The organism is Paenibacillus sp. FSL H8-0104 (assembly GCF_038050215.1).
In the GTDB taxonomy this organism is placed as follows: domain Bacteria; phylum Bacillota; class Bacilli; order Paenibacillales; family Paenibacillaceae; genus Paenibacillus; species Paenibacillus amylolyticus.
The window spans coordinates 1689333-1706339 of sequence record NZ_JBBOTC010000001.1 but is presented as its reverse complement, the minus strand read 5'-3'; the positions used below and the strand labels follow the sequence as shown (position 1 = coordinate 1706339).

The window sequence follows — 17007 nt, the reverse complement described above, 5'->3', positions numbered from 1 at the left end:
GTAGTTCAATTTATATAGAAAAAAGAGACTGACACTCCTTGTCAGTCTACTTCTTTATCCTATATTCCATTTAACGATTTGGATCAGAAGACTTTTCCTGGTAAGCACGCATATGCTCCTCACCGTCCAGGAATTCATGGGCCTGATGGGCTGCCATCACCCCATGATAGCTGATATCCAGACCCAGATCTTCCTCTTCTTCTGTCGAACGTACAGGCACAATTTTGCCAATCAACTTCAGCCCGATCCAGGTCATGGCGAATCCCCAGATGACCAGGGCTGTAAGGCCAAGTGCCTGAACACCCAGCAACCTCCAGCCGCCGCCCATGAATAATCCACCATCCGTGGCAAACAGACCCACAGCAATCGTGCCCCACATTCCTGATGCAGCATGCACCGGGAAAGCACCAACCGGATCATCAATCTGTCGACGGTCCAGCCAGTTAGTGGCAGCCATCATCAACAAGCCGGATACTGCCCCAATGAATATCGCTGCTACATCGCCAACAAAAGCACAGCCTGCCGTAATACCGACCAGTCCTGCAAGCGAACCGTTAATGACCGAGGGTGCATCTGAACGATTGAAGCGGAATAACGTATACAGTAGCGTAACTGCACCACCCGAAGCCGCAGATAACATCGTGACAATCGCAATGTGACCAATTCTTACATCTGTCGCGCTGAGTGTACTACCCGCATTGAAGCCAAACCAGCCGAACCATAACAGAAATGCACCTACAGATGCCAGTGGCAGATTGCTCGGGAGTGCAATGGCACTTACGCCAAGTGGCGTGTACTTCCCTTTACGCGGGCCGATGATAATCGCAGCCGCCAATGCCGAGAATCCGCCGAGTGCATGGATGACAGCCGAACCGGCAAAGTCCTGCATCCCCAGCTGACTAAGCCAGCCGCCGCCCCATGCCCAGTGTCCACCAATCGGATAGATGATTGCCGTCATCAATATGATATACAAAAGATAAGCACGGAAGTTGATCCGCTCGGCTACCGCTCCCGAAACGATGGAAATAACGGCAATGGTAAAGGCCGCCTGGAACAACCAGAATGTCTCCAGAGATACCGGCACGTCCAGGTGAGACAAATCCCCATTCAGGAAAAATCCCGTTACTCCCGCAAAACCGCCAACGTCCGAACCATACATCAGTCCAAAACCGATCGCATAGAACAGTAACGTCCCAATCGTAATGTCAGCAAAAACCTTCATAATAATGTTCACACTATTTTTATAACGCACAAAGCCAGCCTCGAGCAGGGCGAATCCACCCTCCATCAATAAAATCATCGCTGCACTCAGTACGACCCAGACCGTATCAATCCCGGTGCTTAACGTCTCCAAAGTCATGCTTGTACATCCTCCGTTTCACTAAGCTGTCTGAGCTCACGGATTGTATCGGGCGCAAGCTCAATCTCGTCCCGCTCAATGCTGTCCGGATGCTTAATTCGTTCTGAGATCTGATCTAATTCACGTATGCGTCTGCGAATCTGTTCCATCTTGCGAAAACGTTCCTTCACCTGCACCATATACTCCACCGCCTGATGATGGGATGCGGGGCGGCCCGCGAACCATTTGCGTACGGGCGACAACGATTGATAAGCGATCTCTTCCGCTCGACGCTTTTGTTCGAACTGTTCGATCTTCTGCTTGAGCGTTTGGATCTCATTTTCTTTTTTGACCTTCAGCCGTTCGATAAGGTACAATAAATCGGACGATGATATTTGCAATGCTGTATGGTGATACACCTCGTCGATTACTAACATATCATGTCAGGACTCCTTACATATCAAGTTACTTGTACCGATTATAGTTTGCCGGGGTCAGCCCGTCAATCTTTTTTTGGACTTGGGATGGATTTAAATGAACCGTTCATGGAGAACGGCTTTTTTTTATTTGCCACGAATTACATCTAACAAAGGATAATGTTGCCCAGGTTCGCATTCACTCTTTCCATTCTCAATGCTTATAGAATAAGCATCCACATTTGGGGTAATGAACATACACAGACTACCCGCATCATAGAACCTGTATATAAGGAGAGGATTCCACAATGTTTACTCGTAATGACAATATACGCAACCAAATCTGGGAAGCAGTCTCTGGACTCGAAGAAGAACAATTGAACCGAAAACCTTCACCCCAACAATGGAGTATTATGCAAGTACTACGACATCTGAATCTGATGGAAAATGTTATTGGAAAACAAGCCCGCCTGGCCCTCGAGAAGGAACAGACGGTGTCTGTGGACAAAAAACCATATGAATTATCGTTGGACCGCAGCCGCTCCGTCGAGGCACCACCCCATCTTCAGCCTCCAGCAGCGCCTGAAGCACTTGCAGACGTCCGCAGTGATCTGGACGAATCTCACCAAGCGTTAAACAACTTTGCATTGGATCATGATCCTGACCTGCTGCGCAGCAAGTCCTTTCCTCATCCCGTATTTGGTGAGATGGATCTTACCCAATGGATTGACTTTACAAGTTATCATGAGGAACGTCATCTGGGACAGATTCAAGAGATTAAAAAGCAGCTTGGCGTGTAAACACAACCTACACTTTCACATAGCATAGAATATAGTCGAACGACAAAAAAACCTCCAATCCTATTAATTTAGGTTGGAGGTTTTCAGTGTTCTTATGTTACGAATAAGAACGACACTTATATTTTTTTGCCCAAAATCGCCAGATCTCTATTCACACCATCCAACACGGCCACTTCGGGATAATAACCCCATTGTTCAAAACCATGCTTGCGCAATAACCCCAGACTCGGTTCGTTATGCCCAAAGACAAATCCAAGAATAGTCTTAATTCCAAGTGCAGGACATGCCGCAAATACCGTTTCGAGCAAACGTCCACCAGCCCCAATTCCGCGGCATTGCTGATCCACGTATACACTGACTTCCACCGTTCCATTATACGCAGGACGTCCATAGAACGAGCTGAGACTCGCCCAAGCTACCACCTGTCCTGCCTGCTTCATCACCCAAAGCGGACGATGTTCCGGTGTATGTTCCTCGAACCAAGGCAAACGTTGCTCCACCGTCACTGGCTCCAAATCCGCTGTTGCCATACGGCCCTCAATAGTAGAATTATAAATCTCCACAATCCTCGGCAAGTCCTCCAGGCGCGCATATTCAATCTGCACATCTTCCAGTTTCATCGCTATTCCTCCATCATTCCAGATCGTTCTATTATCATAGAGGATATTATAACGGAGAAGAGAAGTTTTCGTCACCTCTAACATTCTGACAGAGAATTACTCATCAATACCGCGGGCGATACGCCACCATCATTACTCTGGAAGTCCCTGTATTGTGTTCCCACGAGTGAACTGCTGACTCTGGTCTGCCCAACGAATGTTAATTGAGCGAGATGTGAACAGATCCGGGCCATCCGATACCTGGAAATGCAGATGAGCTTCACTGGAATTTCCCGAATTACCAAGCTCACCGATAGGGTCCCCCTGCTTGAGCTTATCTCCTTTTTTGACCGAAACACTGCCTTTCTTGATGTGCCCGGTGATGCTGTATTCACTGTTGCCATGGTCGATTACCACATAGTTACCAGCCGGTTCTTCCGGATTCATGACACCCGGCACATTGTCCGGTATATCGTTCTTGATCTCGACGACAGTACCATCGGCAGCTGCATAAAGTGGTTCACCAAAAGCATAGTAGTTTTCGTTTGCCGTTGCATCACCTTGATAACTGGATTGTTCTTTGGTCCGAACGATATCCAGCGCATACCGCTGGGTTTCATGCTCATAATGATAGTTCGACAAGGCATCATTGCCTCCCCAGAATACGTACCATTCCCCCTTCATCGGCAATTGAAATTCCGTTTTGGTGAATTTGGCATCCGTGTCCTCATGAGCTTGCAGCGGTTGGATCGAGAGACCTTCAATTTGATTTTCTTCGGAAAAATAGGCTCGAATTCCTTTCGTCCCAGTCTGATCCTTCCAGGCCACCTCAGATATTTGATTCATTTTGGCGTCTACCACTTGCTCCCATGATTCAACACCCTCCAAAAAAGGATCGGCCGTCGTTTTGAACTGTTCAAGCGTTAACGTCCCCTTCAATTCGGGAGAGAATTGATTATAGATTGCATCCTTTGAACCGTTCATCAGCGTATCTATGAAATTGTCCGGTGTAACCACCGCGCTCACCTCTGAACTTGAGTTCTGCTCCTGATTGGAGTTCTCGCTCGCTTCATTATTGGACGCCTGTTCGGCTGACTGCTGCTCCGCCTGGTCGGAAGTAATGGAGTTACTGTTGCCGCAAGCAGACAATATCACGCAAGCTCCAAGGGTAATCGCAAGCACCTTCCAGCCCTTTTTATTCTGTAATTTTGAATGTGTATTTTGTTCTGATTTCAGATGACCTTCTCTGTTCATTCTCAACATCCCTTCTGCTAGGACGCGTCTCAAAACTCGCTGAAGTGCATCTTTTACCGCCTTTTCGCCCCCTGCTGCGTCAATTTCCCTTGACGTGCCCCGGCACGCCTGCGGAAAACTTCCTTGCTTGGAACGAAAATTCGGCAAAATCTGCTCCCTTCGGAGTTTTTAGACACGCCCTAATCGTTATACTTTCCAGTTAAGTGTACAGAATGAGTCTTATCCTTCGTCTAACCCCATCTTACATGTAGTTAAACTTGCAACGCCTTTTGAGGTTGTATAATTAAGATTCCGTTAAGATAGCTCGTACGCTATACAGCCTTCTTGGATGGTATGATTAGCAATACACACAACGGAAGGATCAGGAGGTCATTTTTAAACTATGGATAACGTCTCATTACTGCTTGTGGATGATGAACAGGCTATTCTGCATATGCTCAAAACCGTTCTGCTCAAAGAGCAGTTTCTCGATATTGATACCGTTACAACAGGCGAAGCTGCCATCGAGGCATGTAACAACAAGACGTATCATTGCATCGTGCTCGACATCATGCTTCCTGGCAAAAGTGGACTGGAAATCTGTCCTTTTCTACGGCAGGTCACCGATGCGCCCATCCTGTTTCTAACGGCCAAAACAACCGATTATGACAAATTAACCGGATTCGCCGTTGGTGGCGACGATTATGTCGCCAAACCCTTTAATCCGCTGGAAGTCGTTGCTCGAATTAAATCATTACTGAAGCGTTATTTACCATCTAAAAGCGTAGCGATCTCGGATCATGTCCCATCTAACGTAAATACGTCATCTCCCAGCACATCGGAAGGCGTGTACGACTTTGGACGGTTTCAAGTGCTGGAGTGGGCTGGTGAACTTCGTGTTGAAAGTGAGTCCGTATCTTGTCCGGCACTTGTGTTCCAACTGTTACTCTTTTTCTGCAAACATCCCAATCGAATTTTCACCAAATCAGATCTATATGAGCGGGTCTGGGGCTCGGAAGCCATTAGTGATGACAATACCGTGATGGTTCATATTCACCGCATTCGGGAGCGCATTGAAGCCGATCCTTCCAATCCGGTGTTTCTTGTTAACGTCCGGGGTCTGGGGTACAAACTGATTCAGCCGGAACATGTGTCACGCCCATGAGTATTCGTCGCAGGTTAATGACCCGGTTTATCGGGATGCTTGCCGGTGCAGTCGTTCTTATCATCCTGCTTGGTTCTGTAGCCACTTACTGGGTCGTGCAAAAGGTAAATGAAGTGAATCTGATCGATGATTTTGCTCTTAACGGTCTGGACCAATTGATTAGTACAGCAGAGATCATGCCGGATGACACCATCCGATATGACCCCGAATTGCTGAAGCAAGTGGACAAAAATCAAGGCTGGCTCCAGGTTCTGGATGAACAAGGTTACGCCATTGATGAATATCACACACCTGCCGATGTTCCTACTCACTATAAACCGGGGGAATTGATTGCATACTGGGAAAGCCAGAAGCCGTTCCCTTATCAGATCGCCATGCTGATCCGGGAGAAGAACGGAAAGGATTTTACCTTGTTATATGGTGAGCGTAACCCGGCCAAGTCCTTAATGAATAACATTCGTTCAGATCTTGCTTTTACCAACGGGAAGCTTAATCTTCAGCCCAACCAACAGGAGGCCCTTCGTACTGCCAATGCTTATCTTCAAATATTGGACCCGTCAGGACGTGAAATTTCTTCCTTCAACAAACCAGCCATGGGCGTACCGACCGAATACACCATTCAGGAACTCGTTCTGCAAGTTCGCTATCCGAGTCGATCTGGCCTGTCTGTTGCAACGTGGTACGACGAACAGAGTGAAACCACTTGGCTGATTAGCATCCCTGTTGATCCGGCGTTGAACAGTGATCAGAACCCCTACAATTTTATTCTGGAACCGGCATTGGTTGTATTGATTGTATCCATCATCATTCTGCTCATTTTGCTTGCCTTCTGGTATGCCAACCGATTCGGTTCACCCATGCTGCATATGCTCCAATGGTTACAGCGTCTGGAACGAGGACATTACGAGGAACCTACCGGAGCCTTTGGAGTGCCTCGCAGTCAGCGTCGTAACGGAAAGTGGAAGCGAAAATACAACGTGTATGCTGAAGTGCTTCGCTCCATGCAGGCCCTGTCTCATACTTTGAAGCAAGATGAAGAACTTCGGAAACAGACCGATTCTCTGCGGGAGGAGTGGATTGCTGGCATAACACATGACCTGAAGACCCCCCTCTCCTCCATTCAGGGATATGCTCATATGCTTGAGGCGGATAAGTATAGCTGGACCGCGGAGGAAGTCAGGGAATTCGCAGGCATAATGCTCGATAAGTCCATGTATATGGACAGGCTTGTCAACGACCTTGCCATGACCTATCGATTACGCAGTGGTGGATATCAACCTGTGGTGGAAGAGACTGACGTAAATACGTTACTCCGTGATCTGATCCAGCGCGCAGAACGGAATCCGGCATATGGGGAAGGTCGCATCCTATTTCAACCTTCCGAAGTGCCTGTGTATGGACTTGTCCATATTCCGTCGTTTGAACGAATTGTGGATAATCTGACCGCCAATGCCCTTCTTCATAATCCGCCCGAGTCCATCCTGGTTGTCAGTGTGCATTCTGGTAAGCAATCAGATGAATTCAGCATTCAGTTTGCCGATAATGGAAGAGGCATGGACTCCGAGATGGTATGGAAGTTATTTGAACGATACTATCGCGGTACAGATACAGGTACATCGGACGTTGGATCAGGGCTGGGCATGGCGGTAACCAAAGGTTTGATCGAAGCCATGAATGGTCGTATTGAGGTACAGTCCACCCCTGGTGAAGGAACGATCATTCGCTTAATATGGGATGGGCCGTCCGAAACCAATTAAAATGTTCCGCTTGACCTTTCCATTTTCAGTCTATATAATCGACACTCAATAACACCTGTTCCAATATATTAATATTGAATGCAACACATTTCAGAATAATTTGAATGAGTTGATCTAACATATTTGGCGATGACCAGAGACATGATTTCGTTTGCGTGCTGCCCAGAGAGAGAGGGGATTGGTGAAACCTTCTTCAGCGAACGGACCGGAATTACCCCTCTGCAGCCGTGACCTCGAACCTCAGCATTTCGAACTTCCCTCGGATGTTTGGCTTGTTGCCAGTAGAGTTCACCGCCTGATCCCCGATAACGGATTCCAATGAGGGTTATGATGTTTTCTGTTCCGGCGGCTGGCCGAGAGCAGGGTGCACCATAACCAAAATTAGGGTGGAACCACGAGCCAAGCGCACTCGTCCCTTTTCCGGGACGGGTGTTTTTTGCGCTTTCATTTTAAGAAATGGAGAGTGGTTCACATGAGCAAACAAGAAAACAGTAACTCAGTAAGCAACAAATCAGGTAACGAAATAAACAACCAAGCAAATGATCTTCAACCATCCAGTCATTCCATTGAGGTCCATCTGCAAGGTGGCGCGATACGTTCTTACGAAGCAGGCATCACTGTAGGTGCGGTTGCCTCATCTATCAGTACAAGTCTTGGGAAACAGGCTATCGGCGGTATTGTAGATGTTCAAAATGTCGATCTCGATTGGGTGCTCCAGCAAGATTGCGAACTTGTTATCGTTACTTTAGAAAGTGCGGAAGGTCTGTATCGTTATCGTCACAGCGCAGCACATGTGCTCGCACAGGCGCTCAAACGCATTTACGGTGCAGAACAAGTGAAACTGGGTATCGGCCCAGTCATTGAAGATGGATTCTATTACGATGTTGATCTGGAGCATGCCTTGTCCATCAGTGATTTGGCTGCCATTGAACGGGAAATGAACAAAATCATTCAGGAAAATCATAAGATCAGTCGCCGGGTCGTTAACCGGGAGGAAGCCCTCCGTATCTTCGGAGAAATCCAGGACCCTTACAAGCTTGAACTCATTCGGGATTTGCCAGAGGACGCCGAGCTTTCGATCTATGATCAAGGAGAGTTCTTCGATCTGTGTCGCGGTCCCCATCTTCCATCCACTGGTCGGATCAAAGCGTTCAAGCTGTTGAATGTAGCTGGTGCGTACTGGCGGGGTAACTCGGATAATAAGATGCTGCAACGTATCTACGGCACTGCTTTCCCGAACAAAGCCCAACTGGATGAACATCTGCACATGCTCGAAGAAGCAAAGAAACGGGATCATCGTAAACTTGGCAAAGAGCTTGAACTGTTCATGTTCTCCGAAGAAGCGCCCGGCATGCCCTTCTATCTGCCCAAAGGTATGACTGTTCGCACTGAACTGGAGCAGTTCTCCCGTGAGTTGCAATTGCAGGAAGGGTATCAGGAAGTTCGGACTCCTCTTATGATGAACAATCGTCTGTGGGAGCAATCCGGTCACTGGGAGCATTACAAGGACAATATGTATTTCTCAGAAGTGGACGATGCCACTTTTGCACTGAAACCGATGAACTGTCCTGGGCATATGCTGATCTTCAAAAATACACTTCATTCCTATCGCGAATTACCAATTCGCATGATGGAATTTGGTCAGGTTCACCGTCATGAATTCTCAGGTGCCCTGAACGGCATGATGCGTGTGCGGACATTCTGCCAGGATGATGCCCATCTCTACGTCATGCCAGAGCAGATCGAGGACGAGATCAATCAGGCGATCTCACTGATCGGACGTATGTACGATATCTTTGGATTCGAATATAAGATTGAATTGTCCACTCGTCCGAAAGATTCCATGGGATCGGAAGAGCTGTGGGATCAAGCGGAACGCGCATTGCAAAATGTACTAGATCGTCGGGGCGTGGAGTATCGCATTAACGAAGGGGACGGTGCTTTTTATGGACCGAAAATTGACTTTCATATCCTCGATGCGCTGAAGCGTAGCTGGCAGTGCGGAACAATCCAGCTTGATTTTCAAATGCCGGAGAAGTTCGACCTCACTTACATTGGCGAAGATAGTCTGAAACACCGTCCTGTCGTGATCCATCGTGCCATCTACGGTTCCATCGATCGTTTCATCGGCATCCTGACTGAACACTATGCAGGAGCATTTCCACTCTGGCTCGCACCTGTGCAAGTGAAGCTGTTGCCTGTATCAGATCATTACGAAGACTATGCACTCCAAGTACAGAGCCAACTCCGTGCTGCGGGCATTCGGGTAGAAACAGATCTTCGTAGCGAGAAGCTCGGGTACAAAATCCGTGAATCCCAGATGGAAAAAGTGCCTTATTCGCTCGTGCTTGGTGAGAATGAGAAAAATGCCTCATCCGCCTCTGTCCGTGCATACGGTCAGGGAGATCAAGGCATCCAACGTATTGAAGCTGTTATCGAAATGATTCAACAAGCTGTGAAGGCAAAAGTATAAAATATGTAACGACTCTATTCATGAGTCACTCATCAGCTTGTGCTGAATTACAACTTCTCGTCATCTCTTAGCCCCACCTGTTCTTCGCTCCACGTCCAGAAACGCTCAGCTGAAGCATCGGCAACGGCATGTGCCTTCAGCTGCTGCTCTTTCTGTTGATAGAAGTAACGACCGGTGATGCCGACGACTTCAGGGCTTGTGGCCAGATAAACAGCCGTTCGCGCCCCTTCTTCAGGGGACAGAAAGAATGGAAGTTTACCTGCAAACGCCATAATGCGTGTGCCAAATCCGGTATTGCGATCTACGCCAATACTCGTTCCCACCGCACCAGGGTGTAGACAGTTCACTGTGACAGACGTACCTGACAGTTTGCTAGCCAGTGCACGAGTGAACAGCACGTTCGCCAGTTTGGATTGAGCATAACTTTTGATCGGATTATAACCTTTGTGCAGATGTGGATCTTCGAAGTGGATTTTGCCGGCCTTGTAGGCACCTGACGAAACGTTCACAACCCGTCCCTGCTTCGCAGCTTTCAGAGGTTCTATCAAAAGTAAGGTCAGCAGGAAATGTCCCAGATGGTTAATGCCGATACTCTGTTCGAACCCGTCTGAGGTTTCCTTCCGCTTAACCATCACTACCCCCGCATTATTAACCAGAACGTCAAGGTGATCATGACGCTCGCGGAATGTGCCGGCAAACTGGCGTATACTTTCGAGTGAACCCAGGTCACACAGCATCAATTCAATCGCAGAAGAACCGGACTGACGCACAGCTTCCTGAAGAGCCTCCTGTCCGCGCTTCTCACTGCGGCATGCCATAATTACGCGATATCCTTGCCTTGCAAGTTCAATGGTGGTTGCCAACCCCATACCTGAGTTAGCTCCTGTTACAATTGCTGTCTGATTGGACATGAGGTACTTCCCTTCTGAACCTGAGGTTCCGAAATTAGAGGCGCGACGACGGACAATATGAGATAATGATAGGATCACATCTCGGTTTCCATGGGAGGACAAGTATGCTGACCAAAGAGGATTTTAAAAAAGTTAAAAAACAAGCCAAACTTGAAATCGCACTACTCGAACAGGAATATCAGGAAATCTTGCAGAACGTTGATTCTACGCTGTATGAAAAATACGGTATTTTGGACAAAGAAGAAACACGTGAGCTCACCCGAAAACGTAAAAACCGAAGATATGCTTCACTGGTCATCGAACTATGCGCCATTATTGAACAAATGTTACATCAACTGTACAGAGACGTATATCAGAAAAAGTTTAATTCGACTCAGCTGATGAAAACTCCTGCCTACCGTGCACGCTCCAACATGGAGATTATTCAGGCCGAACTGAGTAAAGAGTTCATTGCTCTGGAACCCGAAAAAGAAAACTTCGCTGAAGCCCTTAGTCTGGTGTTTCAGACGAGGAACAAACTTGTTCATGATAATTTCTCATTTGTCACCATCGTTAAGGACGGCAGTAATGAAGAAGAAACGTTCGAAGCACTGCTCCATACGGTAAAAAAATATAGAAAACACTTGAAATATAATCGCCCTGAATAACAACAATCATCGCTAAAAAATATAAGGAGGTGTACCGGACTACGGTCCGAATAACCATGAGCCATCCAACAACTTCGATTACTGTGCTAAATCTTCAGATTCCCACACCTTCCGGGAACAGCCCCATATTCCCCGTCATGCTTCGTGATGTAGATGGCGTTACCTTGGTGGATACAGGCATGATCGGACAATTTGCAGAACTTCAATCCGCATTGGAACAAGAGGGCGTACAGCTCTCGGACGTCAAACGTGTGATTATTACTCATCAGGACATCGATCATATCGGTAACTTGGGAGCTCTGCTGGATGCCATCCCTGATCTGGAAATCTGGGCACATGCCGATGAGATTCCATATCTAACAGGTGAGAAACCTTTGATCAAGTTCACGCCTGAACGTCGTGCTCTGCTACCCGCGCCCGTTTTGGCACTGGCAGATCAACTGCTCTTGCAGCTCCCTGAAGTGAACATTAGCAGAGCGCTGGCAGACGGGGACATATTACCCCTTCAAGGTGGTACACAGGTCATTCATACACCGGGACATACACCAGGTCATATCTGCCTGTATTTCGGGGAGCAACAGTTCCTGCTCGTTGCCGATGAACTTCGTGTGGTCGATGATGAACTGGTTGGCCCTGCACCACAAGCGACACCGGACATGCCTGAAGCGCTGCGAAGCCTGAAGAAACTGACCGACCTTAAGCTCAATAAGGTTCTCTGTTATCACGGTGGAGAGTACATGAATGATCCGGCTCAGCGTATTGCCACACTTGCGGAGAGCGCAGAGTAGTAAAGAACGCGGAGCTGTGAGTTTTTTGGAACGATAACGCATCCTATTAACGCTGTTTCTCTTCGTGCGGCATTGTGCGTTGTAGCTCATTCAAGATTAGGATGACACATACATTACAATCAAGGAGCTGTCCCAATGTCATGAACTTGACGGGGACAGCTCCTTTAGTTAACCACGCACTTCTACTACTCTACTGCACTGGTGTTGTTTTGTAACGAATCTCAGACACCCTATACGCAGTATTTTGAGTATCAAGTTTTTCTAACGAACTCCAGACACCTTAGTTACTCATTTCATTGGTTTTTCCGCAGGTTTCGAGTGAATTTTGGCATTATAGCGTGGCTGAGGTTCGTTAAATTCTATGAACGCCGCCAAACCTCTATTTAAGGTGCGTCAGGTTCTTTAGAAAAATTTTATTTAGAGCGATTCAGATTCAGAGCACTTCAGGGCTTTGGCTCAAGATAAGCGGCAACCGTTCGTTTTAAACTTACTCCATCCACTACCTTACGGGGAGACGAGTTCGGTTCGACGTTGTCCTACAACACTGATTTTCTCTCCCCTGACCCCGACTCAGCTCTCCGGAGTTAGTACAATCAGCTTGTCATCTCCATCACGTGGCGATCCTCGTCCATCCCGATTGTTCGTAAGCACATATAACTTCCCGTCCTCACCAGCACTCACATTACGAATCCGGCCCCATTCATCTTCGAAGATGGGTTCCACCTTCTCCACCTGTGTGCCATCTTCCGAAAGAGTGACCTTCAGCAGCTGCTCTCCACGCAGATTTGCAGCAATCAGTGATCCAGCCCAAGGTCCTTCTTCTACAAAAGCTACACCAGACGGCGCCCATGTATCGTTCCCACTATGTGCAAGCGGAGCCTGATATGCGCCATTGTCATCGTCGTCTCCTTCTACCTCGGGCCAGCCATAATTCTCTCCGGCCACAATCCGGTTGATCTCATCATGATTACGCTGACCATGCTCCGTGGAATAGAGGTAACCGTTTTCCGGATTCCATGCCAGTCCCTGTGCGTTACGGTGTCCCATACTGTATACAGGTGAATTCGGCCATGGGTTGTCTGCTGGGATCGATCCGTCGAGACCTATCCGCAATATTTTACCTCCAAGGCTATCTTTGTTCTGTGACAGTTCCGGTTCATAACGCTCACCTGTCGTGATATAGAGCAACTTGTCCGGGCCAATTTTGATCCTCCCACCATTATGATTCGTTCCGCCTGGAATGTTACCAAGCAACTCTTGATCTATGACCGCTTTGCCATCATTCACCTTGAGGCGTAACACCCGATTCGCAATATCGTCGCCTTCCAGATAGGAGTGGTATGCATACAAGTAACCGTTCTCCTCAAAGTCCGGATCAGCTGCAAGGCCCAACAGACCTCCTTCACCTCCTTCACCTTCTTCATTAAACGGGGCTAAGAAATCAATCAGTGGTTCAGGTGCTAGTTTTCCATCCTCAATGACCCGAATCGCACCAGGGCGTTCCGTTACAAACATCCGACCATCAGGCACACTCACAATCTCCCATGGTGCATTCAGTCCTTCAACCAGTACGGAAGCCTGATACGGAATAACCGTCTCTCCCTGCGCTCCACTCTCATTTCCACTTGCACCGGTATTGCCTCCGTTGGCCGTCTGTCCCTGACCTGTTCCCTGTCCCTGAGACGTCTGCTCTGTTCCTCCCGTAGAAGGTTCGCCTGAAGAACATGACGCGGTTAACAGTGCCACACTTAATAATGAAGCATACAGCGGAACGGTTACTCGATTATTCATGATTACATCTCCCTTCGTATTTCGTTCTTCTGTATAAAATAAATAAGTCAAGCTTCAACGTATTATTAATGGATTGCTCTCTATTGTTGTGGTGTTATTATTCATCTGTTAAGCGGTTTCGCCCTGTATTACCCTTCATACCAGCCGCTTAAACCGAGAATTCAAGGTATTCCGACGATATGAAATCACCGCAGTTTGGAATTCCATCATAATCTTTTATAATAGAAGGATAGTATGAATGGAAAGGTGGACAACTACACTTATGAATCAAAACCCTTTATCTCGTCTTGAAGCCGATCTGTCCGGGCAAGGATTGGACGCCATGCTGATCACAGATCCAAAACATATCTACTATTTAACTGGATTTGCGAGCAATCCGCATGAACGCTTCCTCGGTCTGGTGCTCGCAAGCGGCGAAGAGCCCCTGTTGATTGTACCCGCACTGGACGCAGAAGCTGCCGCTGCCGCTTCCTCGGTATCCAACATTGCCACTCACACGGATACCGATAACCCATACGCTTTGTTTGATCGTTATCAGGGGCGCTTGGGCCGGGTAGGTCTTGAAAAAGAATACGTAACAGTCGCACGTTATGAACAACTGACCGCCGCTCTCGGTGCTGCCAGCTTTGAAGATGTTGGCCCCCTGCTTCGCACATTACGTGTGAAAAAAACACCGGATGAGGTAGCCCGCATTCGCCACGCCATTTATCTGATTGAAGAAACATTGCGTCAAGGACTCTCTCATGTTCGCACAGGCGTAACCGAGATCGAACTTGTCGCAGAGATGGAGTATCAGATGAAAAAGCTGGGTGCCGATGGTCCTTCCTTTGATACCATGGTGCTCACGGGACCCAAAACAGGTCTGCCACACGGTACACCGGGTGAACGGAAACTGCAACATGGTGACCTGTTGATGTTTGACATGGGTGTGTATGCTGGAGGGTATGCCTCGGATATCACACGTACATTCGCCTTTGGTGACATCTCTCCTGAACTCAAAACCATCTATAACACTGTGCTCGCAGCAAACGAAGCTGCTATCCAAATCGTGAAACCAGGCATTACCTGCGCCGAAGTGGATCGTGCAGCACGCCAGGTCACGGAAGAAGCGGGATACGGCGAACGTTTCATGCACAGAGTAGGCCATGGATTGGGTATCGACGTACATGAGTATCCTTCTCTTCATGGAGAGAATATGGACATCCTGAATGAAGGTACCGTATTCACGATTGAACCGGGCATCTATACCGCAGCAGGCGGCGTCCGTATCGAAGATGATGTAATTGTGACCGAGACGGGTATCGAAGTTCTGACGACATATCCAAAAGAACTGCAAATCCTTACTGACTAATCCAATTGGATCTATGTCAAAAATAGCCCAGATACATCAATGCTTAGCCGATATTATGCATCATGAACTAAACTGCACAAAACTGTGCTGAACCGTATCTTCAAAATAATATACTCCTTTCGCGTACGCCTCAGGCCTGTATACAGAAAAAGTAGCACGTACACACGCGAACGCAAAAATCCCGCAAATCCATAAATATCATGGATTGCGGGATTTTAATTAATACAAAGCATATCCTAAATTACTCCGTCTGCATTCTACGTAATTTTATTCCTGCTCACTCATTTACCATTAGTCAAACTCATGCGTGATATCCTGCCAAGACTCCAGCTGTGGCAGCTGTTGCTTCCCCCAGTAATCCAGAAACCATTGAATAATCCCAGTCGTATCTGTTGTTCTGCAGCTGTAATGTCGGAAACCGTCCTCGCCTTCCTGCAAACGAATCTCCGCCACCATCTGCCCTGGTTCCTCAAGCGCAGCAGCCTGCATATACATACTTCCCTCCACCAGCTCGGAAGGTACAAGTACTACGAATTCCTGCAATTCCAGATTGGAGATCAACTCCACCAATAACGAGGCATTAATGCTATCATTCTCGTAGGTTGTGCCATTGCTTTCCAGTGTATAACGCAGTGTAGAGTACATGTGCGATTCCCCTTTGTATGAAATGATCGTTCCTATTGATACACGCTCATAACGACAGGTCGTTTATATTATAACTTTTTCATAAAAATGTAAAAAGGATTTTCTTGTTTCGGGTCTTTTCTATGAAAAAAAACCTTGCAGAGTCCGAATTACAATTGACCGCGCAGAGGTTTTTTTCAAGTGATACTCTTTGAATATTGTCTAAGCTTCATCCTTAAACTTAAAGCTACGTGCAGCATACAGAAACGGCGTTCCGACCGCAGTTAATACAAATTTGATAATATACGTCGTGAGGAAGATTTCCAGCCAAACATCCCAAGGATAGATGAACGCAAACGCGATTGTGCAGAACACCAGTGTATCCACAAATGAACTGATGATCGAACTACCGTTGGTGCGAATCCACAACTGATTGCGCCCTGGGGCCACCTTGCGCAGCCAGGAGTACAATCGTACATCCAGGAACTGACTGATGAAGTACGCTGTCAGACTTCCGAGTGCCAAACGTGGCAGCAGACCGAACAACTTCGCCATAGATTCCTGTGCAAAGTCTGTTGGTGCCGGTTCAAAGAACAACACCATCTGCATCAGAACCGTTGTCATGATGAGCGTGAAGAATCCAAACCATACGGCCTTGCGTGCCTCACCTGGTCCATATTTTTCATTAAGAAGGTCACTGGTCAGGTACATGCTGACATACATCGTGTTGCCTAACGTCAGTACAATTCCCATGATATCTATCGTTTTGGTCACCTGAATGTTGGCTATAACCGTAGCCACACCAATCCAGGCATAGAGACCTTTTTTACCGAACAAGCGGTAACACAGCAGGAAAAATCCATAAGTTACGAGAACAAAAACTGCTCCCCACCCTAAGTTAAACATAAATACATACACTGCCTTCCTAGTTTTGATTACGCGGGATGGTTACGAACCGCGGTTTGGCTCAGGGCCAAAACATGAATACTCTATCACATTTCTCGTCCCATGAACAGAACTAAATAACTCCAAGCGTGCCTGAGTGACTACGACCCCTTCTATATTCCTCCGCTTCCCTCTCGACCATACTAGTTTTTCCTACCTCTATTCCCC

15 protein-coding genes are annotated in these 17007 nt (G+C 47.5%); 7 read left to right on the top strand and 8 right to left on the bottom strand.

Going from position 1 to position 17007, the window contains the following annotated elements; all coding sequences use genetic code 11:
* Positions 1-70: 70 nt before the first annotated feature.
* Positions 71-1360: an ammonium transporter gene (locus tag NST38_RS07590; RefSeq protein ID WP_036610695.1), complete on the bottom strand. Its 1290-nt coding sequence runs from the start codon at positions 1358-1360 to the stop codon at positions 71-73.
* Positions 1357-1776 carry a hypothetical protein gene (locus NST38_RS07585; protein WP_076251604.1) on the bottom strand — a complete coding sequence of 140 codons (420 nt, stop codon included), beginning with the start codon at positions 1774-1776 and terminating at the stop codon, positions 1357-1359. Before NST38_RS07585 ends, NST38_RS07590 begins: the two co-directional genes overlap by 4 nt.
* 287 nt (positions 1777-2063) lie before the next feature.
* Here NST38_RS07585 and NST38_RS07580 point away from each other — a divergent pair, with 287 nt between their 5' ends.
* Positions 2064-2555, top strand: coding sequence for a DinB family protein (locus NST38_RS07580; RefSeq protein WP_076251602.1), 492 nt, complete (start codon positions 2064-2066; stop codon positions 2553-2555).
* 116 nt (positions 2556-2671) lie between these two features.
* On the opposite strand, the gene NST38_RS07575 is transcribed toward NST38_RS07580, so the two are convergent.
* A complete protein-coding gene (locus NST38_RS07575) occupies positions 2672-3175 on the bottom strand; it encodes a GNAT family N-acetyltransferase (protein WP_036610704.1) in 504 nt (167 codons plus the stop codon).
* A gap of 132 nt (positions 3176-3307) precedes the next feature.
* Complete coding sequence (locus tag NST38_RS07570; RefSeq protein ID WP_179087874.1) at positions 3308-4408, bottom strand: M23 family metallopeptidase; 1101 nt, start codon at positions 4406-4408, stop codon at positions 3308-3310.
* Between the two features lie 382 nt (positions 4409-4790).
* Between NST38_RS07570 and NST38_RS07565 the strand changes: the two genes are divergently transcribed.
* The 3 genes from NST38_RS07565 (at position 4791) to thrS (ending at position 9782) form a co-directional block, all read left to right on the top strand.
* Entirely contained in the window at positions 4791-5552 is a 762-nt protein-coding gene (locus tag NST38_RS07565) for a response regulator transcription factor (protein ID WP_076251601.1), read from the top strand.
* Positions 5549-7309, top strand: coding sequence for a sensor histidine kinase (locus NST38_RS07560; protein ID WP_076251600.1), 1761 nt, complete (start codon positions 5549-5551; stop codon positions 7307-7309). The genes NST38_RS07565 and NST38_RS07560 overlap by 4 nt, the downstream gene beginning before the upstream one ends.
* 472 nt (positions 7310-7781) lie before the next feature.
* The gene (gene thrS / locus NST38_RS07555; protein ID WP_256720038.1) at positions 7782-9782 is read left to right on the top strand and encodes a threonine--tRNA ligase; all 2001 of its coding nucleotides are present in this window, start codon (positions 7782-7784) and stop codon (positions 9780-9782) included.
* Between the two features lie 47 nt (positions 9783-9829).
* On the opposite strand, the gene NST38_RS07550 is transcribed toward thrS, so the two are convergent.
* Positions 9830-10693, bottom strand: coding sequence for an SDR family oxidoreductase (locus tag NST38_RS07550; protein WP_076251598.1), 864 nt, complete (start codon positions 10691-10693; stop codon positions 9830-9832).
* Between the two features lie 104 nt (positions 10694-10797).
* On the opposite strand from NST38_RS07550, the gene NST38_RS07545 reads away from it, so the two are divergent.
* Positions 10798-11340, top strand: a complete 543-nt coding sequence (locus NST38_RS07545) for a hypothetical protein (RefSeq protein ID WP_036610708.1) — start codon at positions 10798-10800, stop codon at positions 11338-11340.
* A gap of 56 nt (positions 11341-11396) precedes the next feature.
* A complete protein-coding gene (locus tag NST38_RS07540; RefSeq protein ID WP_076251596.1) occupies positions 11397-12128 on the top strand; it encodes an MBL fold metallo-hydrolase in 732 nt (243 codons plus the stop codon).
* Positions 12129-12698: 570 nt separating this feature from the next.
* Here NST38_RS07540 and NST38_RS07535 read toward each other — a convergent pair.
* On the bottom strand, positions 12699-13919 hold the full coding sequence (locus tag NST38_RS07535) for a PQQ-dependent sugar dehydrogenase (RefSeq protein WP_076251595.1): 1221 nt from the start codon (positions 13917-13919) through the stop codon (positions 12699-12701).
* Between the two features lie 262 nt (positions 13920-14181).
* On the opposite strand from NST38_RS07535, the gene NST38_RS07530 reads away from it, so the two are divergent.
* On the top strand, positions 14182-15270 hold the full coding sequence (locus NST38_RS07530) for a M24 family metallopeptidase (protein ID WP_076251593.1): 1089 nt from the start codon (positions 14182-14184) through the stop codon (positions 15268-15270).
* 291 nt (positions 15271-15561) lie between these two features.
* Here NST38_RS07530 and NST38_RS07525 read toward each other — a convergent pair whose 3' ends face one another.
* Together NST38_RS07525 and NST38_RS07520 are read right to left on the bottom strand one after the other, a co-directional pair.
* Positions 15562-15915: a hypothetical protein gene (locus NST38_RS07525; RefSeq protein ID WP_036610715.1), complete on the bottom strand. Its 354-nt coding sequence runs from the start codon at positions 15913-15915 to the stop codon at positions 15562-15564.
* Positions 15916-16116: 201 nt separating this feature from the next.
* On the bottom strand, positions 16117-16800 hold the full coding sequence (locus NST38_RS07520) for a queuosine precursor transporter (protein ID WP_076251591.1): 684 nt from the start codon (positions 16798-16800) through the stop codon (positions 16117-16119).
* Positions 16801-17007: the final 207 nt, after the last annotated feature.

Bases quoted from the DNA above. Each gene is read 5' to 3' on its own strand.
- NST38_RS07530 (WP_076251593.1), top strand. From the start codon at position 14,182: ATGAATCAAAACCCTTTATCTCGTCTTGAAGCCGATCTGTCCGGGCAA.
- thrS (WP_256720038.1), top strand. From the start codon at position 7,782: ATGAGCAAACAAGAAAACAGTAACTCAGTAAGCAACAAATCAGGTAAC.
- NST38_RS07575 (WP_036610704.1), bottom strand. From the start codon at position 3,175: ATGAAACTGGAAGATGTGCAGATTGAATATGCGCGCCTGGAGGACTTG.
- NST38_RS07535 (WP_076251595.1), bottom strand. From the start codon at position 13,919: ATGAATAATCGAGTAACCGTTCCGCTGTATGCTTCATTATTAAGTGTG.
- NST38_RS07570 (WP_179087874.1), bottom strand. From the start codon at position 4,408: ATGAACAGAGAAGGTCATCTGAAATCAGAACAAAATACACATTCAAAA.
- NST38_RS07520 (WP_076251591.1), bottom strand. From the start codon at position 16,800: ATGTTTAACTTAGGGTGGGGAGCAGTTTTTGTTCTCGTAACTTATGGA.
- NST38_RS07560 (WP_076251600.1), top strand. From the start codon at position 5,549: ATGAGTATTCGTCGCAGGTTAATGACCCGGTTTATCGGGATGCTTGCC.
- NST38_RS07550 (WP_076251598.1), bottom strand. From the start codon at position 10,693: ATGTCCAATCAGACAGCAATTGTAACAGGAGCTAACTCAGGTATGGGG.
- NST38_RS07590 (WP_036610695.1), bottom strand. From the start codon at position 1,360: ATGACTTTGGAGACGTTAAGCACCGGGATTGATACGGTCTGGGTCGTA.
- NST38_RS07580 (WP_076251602.1), top strand. From the start codon at position 2,064: ATGTTTACTCGTAATGACAATATACGCAACCAAATCTGGGAAGCAGTC.
- NST38_RS07545 (WP_036610708.1), top strand. From the start codon at position 10,798: ATGCTGACCAAAGAGGATTTTAAAAAAGTTAAAAAACAAGCCAAACTT.
- NST38_RS07585 (WP_076251604.1), bottom strand. From the start codon at position 1,776: ATGTTAGTAATCGACGAGGTGTATCACCATACAGCATTGCAAATATCA.
- NST38_RS07525 (WP_036610715.1), bottom strand. From the start codon at position 15,915: ATGTACTCTACACTGCGTTATACACTGGAAAGCAATGGCACAACCTAC.
- NST38_RS07565 (WP_076251601.1), top strand. From the start codon at position 4,791: ATGGATAACGTCTCATTACTGCTTGTGGATGATGAACAGGCTATTCTG.
- NST38_RS07540 (WP_076251596.1), top strand. From the start codon at position 11,397: ATGAGCCATCCAACAACTTCGATTACTGTGCTAAATCTTCAGATTCCC.